Here is a 13,359-nt window from a genome sequence, read left to right on the forward strand (position 1 = left end):
GCCGAAAAAAATCCCTCTCCCTGTTGGAAGAGGGTGAAAGTAGCGGGGTTTCCACTCACTGAGCAGAGGCTTTCGTATTCGCAGTCTGAGCCGATTTGCCCTTTTGCGTCAATACGTAGCCGATGCCCAACAGAATAAACCACACCGGGGCGACGTACAGGGCCACGCGGGTATCCTTGTCAAAGGCGAGCAGAACGACCACCAGCACCAGGAACAACAGGCACAACACATTGGTCCAAGGAGCTCCCGGCATCCGGAACGAAACAGAGGGGACGCGTCCTTCCTGTACTGCCTTGCGATACCGCATGTGGGCTACCAGAATTACACCCCACGTCCAAATCGCCCCCACCGTTGCCACGCTGGTCACATAAGCGAAAACCTGCTCCGGCACCACATAGTTGAGCAGTACGCCGACGAGCAATACCAGAGCGGATACGGTCAATCCGTTTGCCGGTACCTGCTGTTTGCTCACGCGGCCGAAGATGGCAGGCGCTTGCCCTTTTTGTGCCAGAGCATACAACATGCGGCCTGTTGAGAAAACGCCACTGTTGCAGGAAGAAAGGGCGGCCGTCAACACGACGAAATTGATGATGCCCGCAGCGGCAGGAATGCCGATTTTTTCAAACGTCATGACAAACGGGCTGTGTTTTCCGTCCAACTGATTCCAGGGATACAGTGACATGATCACCAGCAGCGCACCGACGTAAAAGATCAGAATCCGCCACAACACTTTGTTGATCGCCGCCGGCAACGTTTTTTCCGGGTTTTCCGCTTCACCCGCAGTCACACCGATCAATTCCACACCGAGGTAAGCGAACATCACCATCTGCAATGCAAGCAATACGCCTGTTAAACCATGCGGGAAAAAGCCCTGATGGCTCCACAGGTTGGCGAACCCGACCGATTCCCCCGCTTTGCCGAACCCTGTGAAAATCATCAACAAACCGGTGCCGATGAGGGCCAAAATAGTGACCACCTTGATCATGGCGAACCAAAATTCAAACTCACCGTACAAACGGACCGCGATCAAATTGGCCACATACACGCCGGCCAATGCCAACAATGCGGGTACCCACTGGGGTACGGACGGAAGCCAGAACTGCACGTACAGCCCTACTGCCGTAATTTCGGCCATGCCTGTGACCACCCACATGAACCAATACGTCCATCCGGTGAAGAAACCGGCCCATGGACCGATGAACTCCTCAGCATATGTACTGAAAGAGCCGGAAACAGGCTGATACATCGCCAATTCACCCAGTGCCCGCATAATGTAGAAAATGACGATGCCGCCGATCACATAAGCGAGCATCAAGGCTGGACCCGCTGTCTGAATCGCTTTTGCTGATCCGAGAAACAGCCCTACTCCGATCGTACCACCCAATGCGATCAGTTGAATGTGGCGTTCCTTCAACCCACGCCGCAAGTTTTCTTGAGGTGTTTTCGTTGCATTTGCCATCATTTCACCTCTTTTCGGATAATTAAAAATAATTAAAACTAGTGAAATAATACGGACCCAAAATCAATGCTACTCTGAATTCCGCGAGCGGGTCAAGCTTTTTCCGATTGGAAAATGGGGACAATCACCCGGTCTCCCTGTGCAAACGGTTGGGAGATCACGAGAAATTCCAATGATTGCGTGGAACGGTTTTGCATCTGATGCGGCACTCCCGGCGGCACTTCGATCCCCTCCAGTGGATGCAATTCCACCGTCTGCCCCGCGATCTCCATCGTCGCGACCCCGGACAACACAAAGAAAAACTGGCGTGCCCGCTCGTGGTAATGTCTTGTTTCCTCCGTTCCCGGTGGCATCCGTTCATGTATCACGCTCATCTCCGGGTGCTTAACCAAGTGCCACCCGTCACACGCCTTCCCCCACTGATAGTGCTCCGCGTTTGCTCGGCTTCGTTTTCTCATATACATTCCCCTTTGCTCCAGCGCTTTGTTCCGATGGTGTCATCGTTCAACAAAAATTTCCACTCAATAGAAGGAAAAAATCGACATTTCCGCCGAATTACAAACACATCAACAGTTGATCCGCCAACTTCTTTTCAGGAGGGAATGGTTCTTGCGACGTGTTGCCATTCTGATCTGCTTTTTGTTAATAGTGGGATGGGCAGTACCGAGCGCTGGTGCCTCCGGTGGATACCGCATCGTGGTCGACAAATCGACCAACACATTGACATTATACCAAAATGGAACAGAGTTGCGCTCCTATCCCGTCGCCACCGGACGGTCACCCCGACTGACGCCGGAAGGGACGTTTCCCATCGTCATAAAAGTAGTAAATCCCAGCTGGAAAAACGTTCCCGGAGGCGTACCGCAAAATCCGCTCGGGAAACGATGGCTGGGTTTGAGCGTTCGTGGTGACGATGGTACCACCTATGGCATTCACGGCACCAATCGCCCCGACTCCATCGGCACTTATGCCTCCCACGGATGTATCCGGATGCGCAATGCGGACGTAGCTGAATTGTTCCGGATCATTCCAGTGGGCACCCCGGTAACCATTGTGAACAAAAGCAGCAAACACGCTCTCGCCCGCTCAAATGATGTCCGACTTCCGGTCCGTTCAGCCGACGGAACGCTTTGGATAACGCCGGCTGCGGCCAATATTCGTTTAGGCCCTTCGTTCCACACTGACATTTTGACCCGTTTGCCCCGCGGAACCCAACTAAGTGTCACCGGAAAATCAGGAAGCTGGTACCGTGTGATATGGCAGGGCGGCTGCGGGTTCGTACATCAATCCGTGGTAAGATCAAATCCGCCTGCGCGACATGGACTCCCGGACACGGTCACCATCGCACCCCAAGCGGCCAAGGTTCGTACGGCACCTTCCTTTCACGCACCGGTGTTGCGTTGGATGAAGCAGGGAACGCCGTTGCCCGTTTTCGGCATGTATGGGGATTGGTATGAAATCCGTACCGGAGATGAGACCGGTTACGTTCACCGGAGCGTCGTCCGCGAATGGTGAAGCGAGATTTCGCAAAATCTCCTCTTCCTTCCTCTTCACGGGAATCCGGAATCTCTGTATGCTAGTAATAGAAACAAGCCATCCGCCGATAAGGCGGTTTCTTTCATGAGACGGGACGGGGAGACAGAGAGAAGAGGAGGGAACGACAACGATTCGCCATTGGAAATGGTGGTTCGTTCCACTGGTCGCGCTGGTGTTGATCTTCACGTTCACACTGACGAACGTAGGCGCAGCACCAACTGTCCATTACCAAATTGAAGTGGACAAGCAGACCAACAAACTGTATTTGTACAAAAACGGTGATCTTTACAAAGTTTATCCTGTCGCAACTGGACGAACCCAATCCCTGACGACGGAAGGCACCTTCACCCTCGTTGTCAAGATTGTAAAACCGGGATGGAAAAACATTCCTGGCGGCGATCCAAACAACCCGCTCGGTCCACGCTGGCTGGGCATCAGCGTCAACGGTGACAAAGGGCGCTCCTACGGCATTCACGGTACCAATCAACCGAAATCCATCGGTACCCATGCATCGAGCGGATGTGTGCGGATGCGTAACGAGGACGTGATTCAGCTATACGACATCGTTCCGGAAGGCACAGCTGTTTGGATTCATAACGGCCAACACACCGGTCGCTGGGAGGGCGACCCCTCCTACGGCGTCCAACCGGCTTCCGGTCAGCTGAAAATTACGGTGGACAAAACCAATATCCGTACCGGACCGTCCACTGGCGCCTTTGTCATCACCCAGTTGGCCAAAGACACCGTTATTGAGAAAACCGGTGTGGTGCGGGACTGGTATCGGGTGAACCTGAACAACGGCAAAACGGGATACGTCTACAGTGCCAACGTGATCATCGTGGGCAATGATACAGGGACGGACACGATCCGGCCCGCATCCGGACGTGTACAAATCACGGCAAGCCGGGCCAACGTCAGATCGGCACCGTCACTATCCGCCCCCATCATCCAAAAAGCGGCGAACGGTACGGTGTTCTCCCTGACCGGGCAAGGCCGTGAATGGTTCGAAATTCAACTGTCCAACGGATATAAGGCTTATCTTCATCATTCAGTCGCCAAAATAGTGAACTGATCATTTTTCCTGTTCATCTCCCTGATACCCGTCAAAAAAATCGAGTCCGGGAATCGCTCATCGACTCGGTTCCCGGATTCATCTTTCGATCATATCCTGTCTAATTTTTAAAAGGAGTTTTCAGAATCGGTGACCATTTTCGACGCCCATTTTCATATCATCGACCCACGTTTTCCCCTGACGAAAAATCAAGGCTTTTTACCTGATCCTTTTACTTGTGAGGATTACATTCAAAGAACCCGTCACCTTGGTGTAATCGGAGGTGCAGTCGTTTCCGGTTCCTTTCAATCATTTGATCAAAGCTATCTGGCAGAAGCGCTGAAAACCTTGGGTCCCAACTTTGTCGGAGTCACTCAACTGCCTGTCGATTATCCCGATGAAGAAATCTTGCACCTTCACCAAATCGGGGTCAGGGGTGTCCGATTCAACATACATCGCGGGAGATCAGTGCCATTGTCCCGGTTGGAGCCATTCGCCCGACGTGTATATGAATTGGCAGGCTGGCATGTGGAACTGTACATCAATTCCCAGATGTTGACCGACCTTGCCCCATTGTTGACCCAATTGCCTGCTGTCTCCATCGATCATCTGGGGTTAACCCGTGATAGTTTTCCCACTTTGCTTTCTCTTGTGGAAAAAGGGGTGCGGGTCAAAGCAACAGGATTCGGCAGAGTGGATTTGGACGTAAGAGAGGCGATTCGATCCATCACTGCAGTCAATCCCCATGCATTGATGTTCGGCACGGATCTCCCCTCCACCAGAGCCAAAAGACCATTTCAGGATGCGGATATTGATCTCATCCGTGAGACCATTGGGGAAGCGCTTGCGGAAAAGGTGCTTTACCGCAATGCTGTGGAATGGTATCGGCCCGTTATAACGGAGAGTAAATGAGGAGCTTTAGTGCCAATTCGAACAAAAAACACGAGTACGCAACGGTCTACCTTACACCATCATGAATCGCTTCATATCCAGCCATGATCTTTCGACCATGACCAAACATTTCACAACCCATGATGATGGTTCGTTCGATCGCGCAGGATCTCTTCATAACCCCATACAACCAAACGGCTGTATGGAATCATTTCGGAACCCTGCACGATCTTCGCTCGACGCCGTACGATCGGTTGGGACCCCGCTGCAATCAGGTTGATACCCGACTGCAACGGAGCCTTTCCCAACCGTACGGCATCTTCCCTCCGACTGCATACAAGCCAATGGCATGACCTGTATGCAATCTTTGGTCGATCCATCTGTACCCCCATTCATGAGAGCACAGATGGATCTGAGCTCAACCGTTGCGTACCCGCATCTTTATCATGACTCCGTGATGAACCTGTGATCGCAGGAAATTACAGGGGATTTTTGGGACACATACCGAACTTTTTTCGTGACTTGCCCCACACGGCGACCAAAGGGAGTTTCTCTGGTGCTTAGGCCGTGTGGAGAAAGTCACCTTTCAGTTGCTTCGGGGGACAGATACGTCGGGTCAGATGAGAAACAACGAAAATGGCGACAAACCCTGCTATTGCGGCAAAAGTGCGGAAGGGGAACAGTACTGTACCGTTTTCAATCATCGGATAAGGAATGAGCGGCGGCAAACCGAGAAGAGGTTCTCCTCCTCCGATACGCAGCACCATTGCCACAATGAACCCAGCAAGAGACCCGTAACGGTTTGCTCCCTTATAAAACAGCGCGCAGGTTAACTGAGGAAATAAAATCACATATACCAAATCGCTGCATAAGTACCAGAGAGCATAGACACTCTTGGCATTTAACGCGATCAGTGTAGCAGTCGTTCCAATAATGATAATGCAACGTTTAATGATTTGTTGTAGTTGGTGGGGATTTGCTTTCGGCTTTACCAAGGGTCGATATAGATTCCAAGCGGCCATGCCGGAGGCTGACAACATCGATGCGGCGACGGCGGCCAAAACTGCTGCAGCTAATCCGCCAAGCGCAATCGCACCGACCAAGTCGGGGGTCATATATTTGAATACATAAGTAAGTATCATGGAGGAGTTTTCAGGGGCTGTTGTTCCTAATGCTTTCCAGTCCGCATTGTAACCGGCAATCCCGATGAGCGTCGGAGGAATTGCGGCTACTGCACATAACAATCCAGCAGTAATGGATAACCACATAGCTACATTCTCATTTTTTGCAGAGAGTATACGCTGAAAATAGCTCTGCCAGGGGATCCCGCCAAAAATCAGGAGCAAAGAGTAATCCCACCAGTTCCAGTAGTAATTCCCCCAGTCAGGATCTTTCCAGCCTGTGAGAGGGGGGAAAATACTCAAAGAATCTTTCATACCTGCCTGATAATGTTCAAAAGCGGCCGTAAATCCTCCCACATGGGAAAAAGCAAAAGGTAAGACAAGAAATAATCCGACAAACATAATCGTTAACTGCAAAACATCTGTATGAGCAACAGCCCACAGTCCGCCAACAACCGTATAAGCAACAGCAACAACGGCAGAAAAAATAATCGACACAGTAAAACTAAATCCGAGAATCACTCCGAATGTTGTTCCCAGAGCGGTTAAGATCGCCGCGCTCCAAAACAGCTCCCCCATCAACGCGGGAATATAGAGGAGACCGGCCATCTTTTTACCGAAACGGGCTTCCAGTGGATCAAGCATGGTCATAAACTTTAGTTTGCGCATTTTTCGAGCATAAAAGATTCCGCCGATAATCAGGCTGATTGAATAACACCAAGGGGCCTGAGTCCACACAATCCCTGATTTGTATACGCTTTCCGCCGTACCGGTAATGTATCCGCCGCCGACCCAGGTGGCTGTCATGGTAAACATAGAGATCCATAGGGGCATCGCTCTTCCAGCTACAAGCATGTCATCCGTTTTCCCTTTTCTCTTGGTAATCGCTTTCGCCCCGATATAATAAAAAACACAGTATAGCAAGAGCATGATCATCAATCCGGGCCAGTATATCTCGCTTTTTGAAAAATACGAATAAGCCAGTGTGATCGCAGTAAATACAAAAAAACCGATGACAGCCGTTTTTAATGGTGTCCAAAAGGTCCCGGAACTTTTCTGTACGCTCAAATCTTGCACAGCCATATCTGAGGATGGATTCGATTGGCTTGTTTTCAACGTTTCCATTTTCCGACTCACTTCCTTCTAAAAAATTACTTTTATCATTATTTGACGAATAAAGACTTAAATAAGTTGCGATTATTTTCTTGATTTATCTTTTCCCTAGGGATTGTTCGGTCAAACTAGAAATGTTAGAATATTTATCAAGCGGTGCTCATCCTACAGTAGAAATTGTTGATTTAGTAGAAAATGCCTTATGCTGGTAAGGGGTGAAAACGTAGTAAAGTAACAGTTACGTCACTGATTTGGGTACATACAAACTGAACTTGGGCGTTGTCCAAGGAAACAGTCTGCGGATGCTGACCATTCTCACGTCATCTCAAGCACTACATCTGACATCACTGCTACACTACTCCTTAAAAATAATGAAAAAATGCACGCACTAATTCACCATGATAAAATTGCACGCACTAATCCACCGTAATGATGGAATACCATCAGAACGCCCCCACAAAACCACGCTTTTTAACCAAGAAAAAAACTCACTTCAGCTCTCCTCTACTCACTGCTGCCCATCCTGATGACAACACTTCCCGGTGTCACACTGATGACGATGATGAACCTCGCACCTGGACACCGCCTTTTACCAACCTTTCGTCCCATGGAATTTACGGTGAGTTACGACTGTAACCAATTGCATCACTCAGACATCGTTGATGAAAAAATCAACTTCGCAGTGCGGATCAGTCCCATTCCGCGATCGCGTTGCTGCTCTTCTTCCCGCGTGTAGAGGCTGTTACCGACTGTTCAGTACCGATTCAAGCAACGTCGCCACTCCGTATCCTGTGAATTTTTGAGATATGAAAGAAGGCTCTGTTTATTTTTTAAAGGGGTGGAAAGATGAACAAGATGTACATCAATGGCAAGTGGGTGGATTCTCGTTCAGGGCAGACCAAGCAGATTATTAACCCCTTCAATCAGGAAGTGATCGCCACTGTACCACGTGGAGACCGTTCAGACGCGATGGATGCCATTCAAGCGGCAAGAAAAGCGTTTGATCACGGAGAGTGGAGAAATCTAACCGCTATTGAAAGAGGAGAAATTCTCTTTCAAATAGCCCTTAAGATTAAAGAATACAGACAGGAGCTAGCCGAATTAGAAACATTGAATACGGGCAAAACGCTGATTGAAAGCTTGGCTGATATGGATGGAATCGCTGATGTATTCCAGTATTACGCAGGGCTTGCCGACAAGGACGGCGGCTATATGATTCAGTCCCCCCATCCCCATTCTGTCAGCAGAGTGGTTCGTGAACCGGTGGGAGTTTGTGGCTTGATTACACCTTGGAACTATCCATTGTTACAAGCTTCATGGAAATTGGCTCCGGCACTCGCAGCAGGGAATACAGTTGTACTGAAACCTGCGGAAATTACTCCGCTTACCTCAATAAAAATGTTCGAGATATTTGACGAGGTGGGGTTACCCCCTGGCGTCGCAAACCTGGTATTGGGACCTGGTTCGACTGTTGGCGCTGAATTGGCGGAAAACCACAACGTGGATTTAATCTCTTTTACCGGCGGTGGAGAAGCGGGTAGACAGATTATGAAAGCAGCAGCCGGTAATTTCAAGAAAATTTCCATGGAACTTGGAGGAAAGAACCCGAACATTGTTTTTGCCGACGCCGATTTCGAGACAGCAGTAGATTACGCTCTGAACGCTGTGTTTTTCCATGCCGGACAAGTATGTTCCGCCGGGGCACGGCTGCTTGTGGAAGCATCCATTCACGACCGGTTTGTAGAAGCAGTCGTCGAAAAGGCGAAACACATCCGACTGGGTAACGGTTTTGACGAAGATACACAGATGGGCCCGTTGATTTCCGCCGAGCATCTAGCGACAATCGAAAAATATATTCAAATGGGCTTGGAAGAGGGAGCCACTCTTGTGCTTGGAGGCAAACGACCCCAAAATCCGGAACTGCAAAGAGGATTCTTCATCGAGCCGACTATTTTCACCAATTGCCATACGAGTATGCGCATTGTTCAAGAGGAATCTTTCGGTCCGGTGCTTACTGTTGAGACTTTCCATACGGAAGAAGAAGCGATTCGTCTGGCAAACGACAGCGTGTACGGATTGGCAGGTGCTGTTTGGACTAGCGATCTGAACCGGGCAGAACGGGTTGTCCGACAATTGCGCATGGGCACTACATGGATCAACGATTATCATCCGTATTTCCCACAAGCTCCTTGGGGCGGGTATAAACAATCGGGAATCGGACGTGAGCTAAGCCTGATTGGTTTGGAAGAATACACGGAAATAAAACATATCTACTTAAACACAAACCCGCAACCGATGAATTGGTTCAAAGAGGTCAAGCCGAAAGCAAAAGAAGTTTTCTAGCAGTTTTTTCATTTACATTTACATAAAGGGAGTAGATCACACATGTTCATGCGTTTTGAAAGAATGAGCAGATTGAAAAGCTTTGAGATGCCAACGATCGTAAAACACGGCGTTGGTGTGATCAAGCACACCGGAGAAGAAGTGAAAAAACTCGGTGTCAACAAAGTGCTGCTTGTCACGGACCCGGGTGTAAAAAAAGCAGGTTTGATTGATCCCGTTGTTGCAAGTTTAAAAGAAGCCCAGATTGAAGTCGTGATTTTTGACAGAGTGGAACCAAACCCGTCTATTTATATTGTGGCTGATGGGACAAACGTATATCTCGATGAAAACTGTGACGGCCTTGTGGCAGTTGGCGGCGGCAGCTCGATGGATACGGCCAAAGCCATAGGGGTGGAGGTAGTCCACGGAGAACCCGTTTTGGAGTATGAAGCGGCTGAGGGGAAAAAACCGCTCTCCAAACGGATTCCGCCGCTAACCACGATTCCTACTACAGCCGGGACGGGTAGTGAAGTTACGCAATGGGCAGTGATTACCGACCCGAATCGCCAATTTAAATTTAATGTAGGAGGTCCGTTGATTGCTGCTCATTTAACGATCATCGATCCGGAACTTCACGTCTCCATGCCTCCGCATATTACGGCAGCAACGGGAATTGATGCCTTGTCTCACGCCATTGAATGCTATACTTGTCATTATGCTCAACCGATGACGGATGCCGTTGCGCTGCTCGCCATCGAGTATGTTGCGAAGTACTTGCGCCGAGCAGTAGCCAATGGCAAAGATATTGAAGCGCGCTATGCCATGTCGCATGCAGCCATGCTTGCCGGACTTTCCTATGGGAGCGAATCAGCGGGGGCCGCACACGCAATGGCTCAAACACTCGGTGGAATCATCCCTGTGGCTCACGGTCAATGCGTGGCGGCGCTGTTAGGGCCTGTCATGGAATATAACTGGATGGGAGAACCCGAAAAATATGCACGTATTGCACAGGCAATGGGTGTGAACATCCACGGCATGAGCGTCGAGGAAGCCGCAAAAGCAGCAGTAAAAGCAGTTTATCAATTAGTCAGGGATGTAGAAATCCCAACCCTGGAAGAACAAGGCGTACCTGCCGATATGATTCCACGCTTGGCACAGGAAGCATACAATGATCCGCAAACGATTGGCAATCCGCGCGACATCGACGTACAAGGCTATGAATGGATTTATCGCCGCTGCTTCAATTTGGAGCCGTCGACGATCGAAGAGAACAGCAAGTCGATGGTCAGTGTTTAAAATGTTGTGAACGATGGTGACGTTTTTGACTGGGTGGCCTTTTCTCTCGCTCTTGTGAAAAATGTCCTCGCTGGAGAAAAGGCCACCCTTCTCTTGTCACGCCTGCAATCATCTCACCTACTACTTTGGGCTAGCCCCTTTGAATTGGTTAAATTGAGTCGAGCTGTATCCATATCGACACGTCATTAATGATTGGCTCGCGCAGCATACAATTTACGAATATAGAGAATTTGTCCGATGTGGTATGCGTCGTGCATTGCCAACTCTGCAAGCACGAGCTTATGTGACGAAGCAGAGTTATCATAAGGTGTATCAAACCTGTTCTCGTCCCAGTCGGACAATGTTAATTGTATATTCGTACAGACTTCTTTCATCCTCTCAACAGTAGCCTGCCATGCAGTCTCGTCTGTAGGATCTCCAGGGTCTCCAAACGTTGCACTGTTATCTATATTCACCGGTGTCGTGTTGCCCTGCAAATTTTTTAATATGTTTTCATTCCAAAACACAATGTGGTTTACGATTTGCCAGATCGAATGACTATTGGCATGTGGCTGCCATGCAGCCTCGTCTGCCCGTACTCCTTCAAGAGCAGATACCAGTGGAACGAAACCAGCCTTATTATCAAATCTGAAATCCAGTAGGGACAACACCAAGCTTTTTGTACTCATAATATCCCCCCATGGATTTTCCTTATAAATGAAAAGTTAAGAAGAAGACTCAAACACTCTTACATACTGATATTTGAGTCAGAAGGATGGAATCTGTTCTCATTGATTTCTTCGAGGGATCGTCCCGTGGTTCGCGGCCTGAGCAAACCGATATCAAGCATAATAAGTCCCATCGCAATGGCAACGACCGTAAACATGACCGTGGAACCGTATTGTTTTAAAATCGGAAGCAACAGGAATGGCATCAACCCTCTCATGAAGCGGCTGAAACTGTAGGCGATCCCGGTAGCTGTTGCGCGGACAGAGGTTGGAAAAATCTCGGCCTGATAAATATGAAAGGCGTTGGAAAAGACATTACTGACCAGTGTGTACAAAACTACCAAACAAAATGATGAGCGTTGGATTCTCCGTCACCCCAAATGAAATGCCAAACACAGCCATCAGAAAAGCGGAAATAACAATCAGCCATTTGCGGTCAATCCGTTCCACCAACGGCAGTGATAACAATGAACCAATCGGATACCCCAAAAATGTGAAAGCCGTGTATTCCAGTGAATGAAGCACGGAGTGACTTGCTCCACACGGCTTAATCCGTGGGCTTCTCGCTTCATCTGGCGTGGCAACCCACATCCATCCACGAAGGCTTCGTCCAAGCCTAGAAAAAGTTAAGTTCTAATTTCCCGTATCTTGGTTCAGGATCGTATCCCATCGCTCGATACAGGATATTCCTTGCAGCATTGACATCTCTGTCTGCTACATATCCGCATGAGCAACGATGGGTACGATCTTTTAAGGTCTTCTTTACGATCCGACCGCACTCCGAGCAAACTTGCGACGTGCTGCGAGGATCCACTTCCATCACTTGCTTACCGGCCCACTCTGCCTTGTAAGCCGTAAATTGAACCAGCATCCTCCAACCTGCGTCTGCAATGCTCTTGGCAAAATGGTGATTTTTCACCATCCCCCGAATGTTTAAGTCTTCAAAGGCAATCCCATCGTAGTTGTCCACCAAATATCGGCTGATTTTGTGAGCTGCGTCTTTCCTCTGATTGGCTATGTATTCATGGCATTTGGCCAACATCGTAACTGCTTTTCTCCAACGATGAGAGCCCTTCTTTCTGCGGGAAACCATCCGTTGGAGCCATTTCAACTTTCTTTCCGACTGACGAAGATACTTAGGGTGGTCGAAATATTCCCCATCAGAGGTCACAGCAAGATGTTTGATCCCCAAATCCACTCCTACTTGCTTACCGGTACTTATAGGTGTTGCTTCCACCTCACACGAGAAGCAAGCGTAGTACTTGCCGTTTTTCCGCTTGATGGAGCAAGTCTTGATCTTTCCTTCGATCCGGCGGTGTAGCTTGATTCTCACATCGCCGATTTTGGAGAGCTTCAGATACCTTCCATCCAGTTTGTAGCCAGCTTGAGGATAGGTGAAGCTATCGTATCGGTTCTTACCCTGAAAGCGAGGGTATCCCGGCTTTTCCCCACGCTCAATACGACGGAAAAACGCTTGAAATGCTTTGTCCAACCGCTTGGCTACGTCTTGAAGAACCTGGGAATGGATCTCTTTGAACTCCGGGATCTCCTTCTTGAGTGCCGGGAGTTCTACTGCTTGCTTGTGATAGTTCAACGTGATTCCGCGTCTTTTGTAGGCGAACTTTCGTTGTTCAAGCATGGAGTTGTAGAGCCGGCGGCACATGCCCAGTGTCCATTCCATTTTCTCGATTTGCTCTTTCGTTGGTTTCAGCCTGAATTTATAGGTTCTTATCAACGTGATCACCTCCTCTTTTTACGGTTCCGCTTCATTAACTGATTCTTCTGTAAAAAAACCCGTCTCATGCCGTAAAAATTCTGTTAAAGATTGTTCTCTTATTTGTATCATATTTCTAATATTTTTGT

General features: G+C 49.0%; 13 protein-coding genes. 5 read left to right on the forward strand and 8 right to left on the reverse strand.

What is annotated here, in order from left to right; translation table 11 throughout:
• Window positions 1–55: 55 nt before the first annotated feature.
• Window positions 56–1,459, reverse strand: coding sequence for an amino acid permease (locus tag KI215_RS12930; protein WP_212773127.1), 1,404 nt, complete (start codon window positions 1,457–1,459; stop codon window positions 56–58).
• Window positions 1,460–1,551: 92 nt separating this feature from the next.
• On the reverse strand, window positions 1,552–1,917 hold the full coding sequence (locus tag KI215_RS12935) for a cupin domain-containing protein (RefSeq protein ID WP_212773128.1): 366 nt from the start codon (window positions 1,915–1,917) through the stop codon (window positions 1,552–1,554).
• A 151-nt stretch (window positions 1,918–2,068) separates the two neighbouring features.
• Here KI215_RS12935 and KI215_RS12940 point away from each other — a divergent pair, with 151 nt between their 5' ends.
• The 3 genes from KI215_RS12940 (at window position 2,069) to KI215_RS12950 (ending at window position 4,958) form a co-directional block, all read left to right on the forward strand.
• Window positions 2,069–2,974: a L,D-transpeptidase family protein gene (locus KI215_RS12940; RefSeq protein WP_212773129.1), complete on the forward strand. Its 906-nt coding sequence runs from the start codon at window positions 2,069–2,071 to the stop codon at window positions 2,972–2,974.
• A 196-nt stretch (window positions 2,975–3,170) separates the two neighbouring features.
• Window positions 3,171–4,067: a L,D-transpeptidase family protein gene (locus tag KI215_RS12945; RefSeq protein WP_212773130.1), complete on the forward strand. Its 897-nt coding sequence runs from the start codon at window positions 3,171–3,173 to the stop codon at window positions 4,065–4,067.
• A 129-nt stretch (window positions 4,068–4,196) separates the two neighbouring features.
• Window positions 4,197–4,958, forward strand: a complete 762-nt coding sequence (locus KI215_RS12950) for an amidohydrolase family protein (protein ID WP_212773131.1) — start codon at window positions 4,197–4,199, stop codon at window positions 4,956–4,958.
• 110 nt (window positions 4,959–5,068) lie between these two features.
• Here the strand turns inward: KI215_RS12950 and KI215_RS12955 are convergent, their stop codons facing one another.
• Window positions 5,069–5,317: a hypothetical protein gene (locus tag KI215_RS12955; RefSeq protein WP_212773132.1), complete on the reverse strand. Its 249-nt coding sequence runs from the start codon at window positions 5,315–5,317 to the stop codon at window positions 5,069–5,071.
• Window positions 5,318–5,497: 180 nt separating this feature from the next.
• Window positions 5,498–7,183, reverse strand: a complete 1,686-nt coding sequence (locus KI215_RS12960) for a high affinity choline transporter 1 (protein WP_420830135.1) — start codon at window positions 7,181–7,183, stop codon at window positions 5,498–5,500.
• A gap of 834 nt (window positions 7,184–8,017) precedes the next feature.
• Here KI215_RS12960 and betB point away from each other — a divergent pair.
• On the forward strand, window positions 8,018–9,514 hold the full coding sequence (betB, locus tag KI215_RS12965) for a betaine-aldehyde dehydrogenase (protein WP_212773133.1): 1,497 nt from the start codon (window positions 8,018–8,020) through the stop codon (window positions 9,512–9,514).
• Between the two features lie 42 nt (window positions 9,515–9,556).
• The gene (locus KI215_RS12970) at window positions 9,557–10,789 is read left to right on the forward strand and encodes an iron-containing alcohol dehydrogenase (RefSeq protein WP_212773134.1); all 1,233 of its coding nucleotides are present in this window, start codon (window positions 9,557–9,559) and stop codon (window positions 10,787–10,789) included.
• Between the two features lie 185 nt (window positions 10,790–10,974).
• On the opposite strand, the gene KI215_RS12975 is transcribed toward KI215_RS12970, so the two are convergent.
• From KI215_RS12975 to KI215_RS12985, 4 genes are all read right to left on the reverse strand, one after another.
• On the reverse strand, window positions 10,975–11,457 hold the full coding sequence (locus KI215_RS12975; RefSeq protein ID WP_212773135.1) for a DinB family protein: 483 nt from the start codon (window positions 11,455–11,457) through the stop codon (window positions 10,975–10,977).
• Window positions 11,458–11,516: 59 nt separating this feature from the next.
• Entirely contained in the window at window positions 11,517–11,840 is a 324-nt protein-coding gene (locus KI215_RS16025) for an MFS transporter (protein WP_338048302.1), read from the reverse strand.
• On the reverse strand, window positions 11,812–12,021 hold the full coding sequence (locus tag KI215_RS16030; RefSeq protein ID WP_246512116.1) for a hypothetical protein: 210 nt from the start codon (window positions 12,019–12,021) through the stop codon (window positions 11,812–11,814). Before KI215_RS16030 ends, KI215_RS16025 begins: the two co-directional genes overlap by 29 nt.
• Before the next feature lie 91 nt (window positions 12,022–12,112).
• On the reverse strand, window positions 12,113–13,231 hold the full coding sequence (locus KI215_RS12985; RefSeq protein ID WP_212773136.1) for an RNA-guided endonuclease InsQ/TnpB family protein: 1,119 nt from the start codon (window positions 13,229–13,231) through the stop codon (window positions 12,113–12,115).
• Window positions 13,232–13,359 lie beyond the last annotated feature (128 nt).

The sequence above is a fragment of the Polycladomyces abyssicola genome, assembly GCF_018326425.1.
In the GTDB taxonomy this organism is placed as follows: Bacteria; Bacillota; Bacilli; order Thermoactinomycetales; family JIR-001; genus Polycladomyces; species Polycladomyces abyssicola.

Bases quoted from the DNA above. Each gene is read 5' to 3' on its own strand.
- KI215_RS12935 (WP_212773128.1), bottom strand. From the start codon at position 1,917: ATGAGAAAACGAAGCCGAGCAAACGCGGAGCACTATCAGTGGGGGAAG.
- betB (WP_212773133.1), top strand. From the start codon at position 8,018: ATGAACAAGATGTACATCAATGGCAAGTGGGTGGATTCTCGTTCAGGG.
- KI215_RS12960 (WP_420830135.1), bottom strand. From the start codon at position 7,183: ATGGAAACGTTGAAAACAAGCCAATCGAATCCATCCTCAGATATGGCT.
- KI215_RS12930 (WP_212773127.1), bottom strand. From the start codon at position 1,459: ATGGCAAATGCAACGAAAACACCTCAAGAAAACTTGCGGCGTGGGTTG.
- KI215_RS12975 (WP_212773135.1), bottom strand. From the start codon at position 11,457: ATGAGTACAAAAAGCTTGGTGTTGTCCCTACTGGATTTCAGATTTGAT.
- KI215_RS12955 (WP_212773132.1), bottom strand. From the start codon at position 5,317: ATGGATCGACCAAAGATTGCATACAGGTCATGCCATTGGCTTGTATGC.
- KI215_RS12970 (WP_212773134.1), top strand. From the start codon at position 9,557: ATGTTCATGCGTTTTGAAAGAATGAGCAGATTGAAAAGCTTTGAGATG.